Annotated in this window: 3 protein-coding genes; 2 read left to right on the top strand and 1 reads right to left on the bottom strand. The window is 39.7% G+C overall.

From position 1 onward, the window contains the following. Positions 1-618, bottom strand: a 618-nt coding sequence (locus WYK_RS05500; protein WP_040373581.1) for a LysR family transcriptional regulator, incomplete at its 3' end; no start/stop codon positions are given. Between the two features lie 123 nt (positions 619-741). Between WYK_RS05500 and WYK_RS05505 the strand changes: the two genes are divergently transcribed. Then, positions 742-1,926, top strand: a complete 1,185-nt coding sequence (locus WYK_RS05505) for an MFS transporter (RefSeq protein ID WP_051387330.1) — start codon at positions 742-744, stop codon at positions 1,924-1,926. 201 nt (positions 1,927-2,127) lie between these two features. Further along, positions 2,128-5,332, top strand: a 3,205-nt coding sequence (locus WYK_RS05510) for a S8 family peptidase (RefSeq protein ID WP_040373582.1), incomplete at its 3' end; no start/stop codon positions are given.

The raw sequence follows: 5,332 nt of genomic DNA on the forward strand, positions 1-5,332 counted from the left end.
ATTCGGATAAAAATGTTCCCCATACAAAATAAATGGCTCCTCTAAAACTTCTTCTAATGTAATTTCTTCATGTAAAGCAAATCGTGAACTAGCGGAAACAAGTAAATAATATTGACTCGTTACTTGCAAGTGTTGAAAGTAGATAGATGTATCAAAGTGGCTCAAATCATGCGTTAAGGCGATAAAGCCTATATCTGCTTTTTTCTGTTGAACGGCCTCGATTACTTTGTTATTTTCTAGTTCTAAGATTTGATAGTTCACAAGTGGATAATCTTTTTTAAACGTTGCTAAAGTCTCTGGCAGTAATGTCATGAAAAGACTTGGGATTGTGGCGATTTTCACTTCTCCAGCAAACTGTGACGTTCGGGATTCAATTTCTAAGGTAATCTCCTGAGTTTTTTGAAAAACCTCCATAAGCTTTGGTAAAAGCCATAGTCCGTCTTCCGTTGGAATCGTTCCGTGACGTGAACGGTGAAATAACACAACATTTAATTCTTTTTCTAATGAGGTTATCGATTGACTGATGGCAGATTGGGTAACGAATAGTTGTTGAGCAGCAATCGTTATGGATTTACATTCTACGACGACTTTTACATACTGTAGTTGTTCGAAATTCATGGAACCTCTCTCCTTATAAGAGTTTCTAATGCAAAACTTAAGATTTACTAATTATACATTAACAATACTAAAGAATATAATGACAAGGCAGTAAGATGCAAGAAAAGCTTAGAGAGGAATGTATTGATTTTGGATTCATCAAGTATATGGAGCAAGAATTACCTTTATTTATGTGGGAGTAATTTTTTAATCGGTCTTATGTTTTACATGCTGGCTACTATTTTGCCATTATATGTACAAGTGGGTTTACATGGTGATGAGCAGCAAATGGGGTTAGTCATTACCATTTATGTTCTCGGAAGTGTGTTTGCACGTCTTTTTTCAGGGTTTTTAGTTGATCGATTTGGTAACAAAAAAATGGGTGTTATTGGATTTGCCATTTTCTTTGTCGCTTCTGTTAGTTACTTTGGAGTGAAGGACGGACTAATAGTATTTTTAATCGTACGGTTTATTCATGGGATGAGCTACGCCATTGCTTCTACGGCTACGAATACAGCGGTTCTTGCTTTATTGCCGGCTAATCGACAAGGGGAAGGAATCGGCTATTTTGGTATGTTTCTGAACCTTGCAATGGTAATTGGCCCATCACTCGGCTTATTTTTATGGAAAAACGAAAATATTTATATTGTCTTAATTGCAGTCTCACTTTTTTCTGCATTAGCATTATGGTTTATGTTGCGTATACGAATTCAGAAATCAACTCAAGCAGCACCACAAAATCCATTAACTTGGCGAGATATTATTGAAGTGAAAGCATTCCCGATTTCAATCGTTTCCTTTTGCTTATTTTTTTCTTATAGTGGTCTATCAGGATTTTTAGCTTCTTATACAAATGAGCTTAATTTGTCCGCCATCGCCGGTCTATTTTTTATTTTATATGCCGTCATGATTGTAGGGTTTCGTCCATTTATTGCAAAATTACTGGATCGCTACCCAGATCAGTATTTCTTCTACCCATCCATTATTCTGTTTGGTACAGGGATGCTAGTATTAAGCCAAGCTAATCACGCATGGATGGTTCTTACAGCAGGAGTGATGATGGGATTTAGTTATGGAATTTTAAACCCTTGCCTGCAAAATATTGCGATTAAGCAAGTGTCCATTACTCGTAGTGGTGCCGCAACAGCGACTTTTTTCTTACTGGGTGACCTTGGATATGGTGTAGGCTCTTATTGTTTAGGGTTGTTCGCCTCTCTTACCAATTATCGTACGATGTATATTGGCTCCGCCATTATCGCTTTCCTGTCCATTATTGTTTACTGGCTTTTCCATCATCGAACAGCAGCGAAAACGGTTCATTCTCTGTAAGTCATTGTTTATATACAACACAGACGCCCGCATGAACATTCATGGGCGTTTTTTTACGATTCCCTTAATTAGCTAGTTTACTAGGAGTTATGGACGAAGTTAAGAGAATTATTTAAATTCTCATTGACACTGATAATCATTTTCAATTAGACTGATTAAGGATTTATAGATTAGTATAATCGGGAATGAGAGGGAATTATTATGAAAAAGAAACAACCATGGCTTCAAACCATGGCAACGATTGCACTTGCTGCCTCGGCCGTTTTACCAGGGGTACCGGTTTCTGCTGAGGAGCCAAAGTCAACTAAAACGGAGCAATTAATCGTCAAGTATAAACATGATGAAACGTTATCCAGCAAGCAAAAGAAAAACATAGGTGTTGAAACGGTTAAAGAGAATGATGAAGTAGGTCTTTATGATGTAAAAGAAGACACTGTGGATACCACCATTACGGAAATCGAAAAAATGGACAATGTTGAATACGTGGAGAAAAATGTTACATACAAAACAGCCGAAACGATAGAACCAAATGATACATACTATAAAAACCAATGGAACTTACCTGCCATTGAGGCTCAAGAAGGGTGGGAAAGCATTGAGGATTCTTCTAATCTAGTAAAGGTAGCTGTGCTGGATACAGGGGTTCAAGACACACATGAAGATTTAACTGGACGTGTACTAGAAGGAAAAACCTTTGTTGATGGGTATCAGGAAACCTATCAGGGCGATGATCAAGGCCATGGCACTTTCGTATCGGGGATTATTGCCGCAAATGCTAATAATGAGAAGGGGATAACAGGTGTAGCAGGTGATGCTAACGTTAGTATCCTTCCAGTCAAAGTCATGAATAAATCGGGTGTTGGTGATGCGTACAATATCGCTTCAGGAATCGATTATGCGGTCGCCCAAGGTGTCGATGTTATTAATATGAGTTTAAGTGGTGAATATAGTGAGACCATTGAAACAGCGGTAAAAAAGGCGACGGACAAAGGAATTGTGGTAGTTGCCGCTTCAGGAAATGGCGGGGGCAATGCGGACGCTTCGTATCCGGCTGCCCTGCCAAACGTTCTTTCTGTAGGAGCGATTGCCCCAAAAGATCAAGTGTATGAGCGCTCGAATTATGGCAGTACCCTTGATATCGTTGCACCAGGAGTCAGCGTATTAAGTACGTCACTGCTTGGCGATTTAGGAACGGATGCAGGCCGTTATTCAACTGGCTCTGGTACTTCGTATGCAGCTCCACACGTGGCGGCCGTTGCAGCCCTTTATAAGTTGAAGCACCCAGAAGCTACTGCTAGTCAGGTTGAAGAAGCACTGACATCAACAGCAACTGATTTGAATGAAGAAGGCTGGGATGAGAAAACCGGTCATGGCAAGCTGAATGCGAAAGCGGCCTTAGCTGATGATGTCGAAATTCCGTCGTTAGCATTTGTTTTACCGAAAAAGAATGCGAACGTGGTGGGTACGACGACTGTCCAAATTGCCATTAATGATCCTAGTACAAGTAAAACCACATTTTATACTGATGAAGTCAATGAGAAAAATCGGATCGGGGAGGCAGAAACAGCTAATGTTGCTTCTGTGCAAATCAAATGGGATACGACAAAGTTAACAGACGGTACGCATCAACTCATAGCCATTGCTGTTGATGCGAATGGAAAAGAACTATCGAGAACGTCTAATACGGTGAAGATCCTGAATACACCTCAATCGGGTTATATGTTTACGGTAACCACACCAAGCGGTACCATCGCAAAAGGTGCATCTGTTAAACTCTATGAAAAAGTTCAAACAGAAGATTCAGATGAGTACAGTTACGCTGAATTATGGACAGGTACGACTGACACAGAAGGTGCGCTTCGGGTACCGAGTCATGTTGGAACAGATTTGAAAAACCTTCAAGTGGTTGTCCAAGGAAAATTCGATACAGCTGACGGCAACTCTTGGTTTATGTATTCACGTGAAGTCGCTTCTTCTGGTGCGATTACCTTAAAAAGTGACAATACCGTACCCGTCAAATTGAATACGCTAGATGAAGGGGGAAAAGAAATTCCAGGAGCACAATACTTCCTTGCAATGAAAGATGATCATCAAACGACACTAGGCTCAACAACGATGATCAATGAGAAAGATGCAAAAGAGGCACCAACTGTCTATGTGGATAAAGGAGCCTATAATGTATTTTCTTATCACAAAACAGCAGGTAAAACTTATTTCTTATCGAATACAACGGCAGAAATCAATGATACGTCAACAATTTCTTTCGACAGTAGAGAAGCTGGAGAAGCAGCAATCGATAATAGCGACAACGGACTCGAGAACGGAATTCTTTATTTATATAATGATGCCATTTCAGAAGCCATTGGCTCGGACGAAGTGATTACGGGTCAAAAATTCTTTGTATCGCCTGGTGACTATGAGTACTTAGTTGATGCGGAAGTAAAAGATCCTGATGGCGGCGAGAATTGGGTGTATGTGTTTGCGAATGACAAAACGAAAGCGGTTGTTCAAAAAGGGAAAAAGACGATTATTAAAGCAGGCGGCAAACTCGACATTACCAAATTCGAACCAGACCAAGAATCATTAAAACGATATTACACACAGCGTGGGTTAACATATATCGAACGACCATACCCGAATATCGCCTATAAGCTTGATCGAGCCTTTTATACCAAGCAAGTTTTCGGTGATGAATACGGCAATAAGTTGTCAGGAATGTACCGTGGTTCATTGAATTCAGAAGATGCCCTGTATAAAAAAGATGTAGTAACAGGGAAAACGGTGTCGATTGGAAATGACGATGAAGCACAAATCGAAACGATTAACTTCGGTGACATTTATTCAAAATATAAGGTCACTCGCCTATCTGATCAAAAAGTGATGCTTGATAGTTTTGACAAAAATCCTACGAATCCAGCGAATCGTCAATATTATTTCTATTCTTTCTGGGTAACAAGCAGCTCGGATGTAACGCAAGGAAAATATGAAATTTCCTTAACCTTAGATAAAAGTCCGTTAGCACCAAAAGGATTGTTTAAAGCATTGAACATTGACATGCAGGACTCTGGTACAACCATGCAAGTGAAAAATGCTGCTGGAAATAATGTGCCTGCCTATATTACGATTAATACGTTAGAAAAAGATGAAGATGGTGAGCTAGACTGGGTTCAGTCCTATGGGCAAAATACAGATACCTCGAAAAGTCTTTCTCTGCCAAGTAATTTAGCATTAAGTGATGAGAAAAATGGGAATATGGCGATCATTCGTTACCTACAACCATCGGGCGAGTATTCGTATATTTTCCGCCAATTTTCTACATTAGAAGAGTTAGAAACCATAAACATCCCAGCCAACATGCAAAAAGTTTCCGTATCAGCGAAAGATGGAGACGAGAAGCTTGAGAAAA

This window comes from Peribacillus psychrosaccharolyticus ATCC 23296, assembly GCF_000305495.1.
In the GTDB taxonomy this organism is placed as follows: Bacteria; Bacillota; Bacilli; order Bacillales; family DSM-1321; genus Peribacillus; species Peribacillus psychrosaccharolyticus.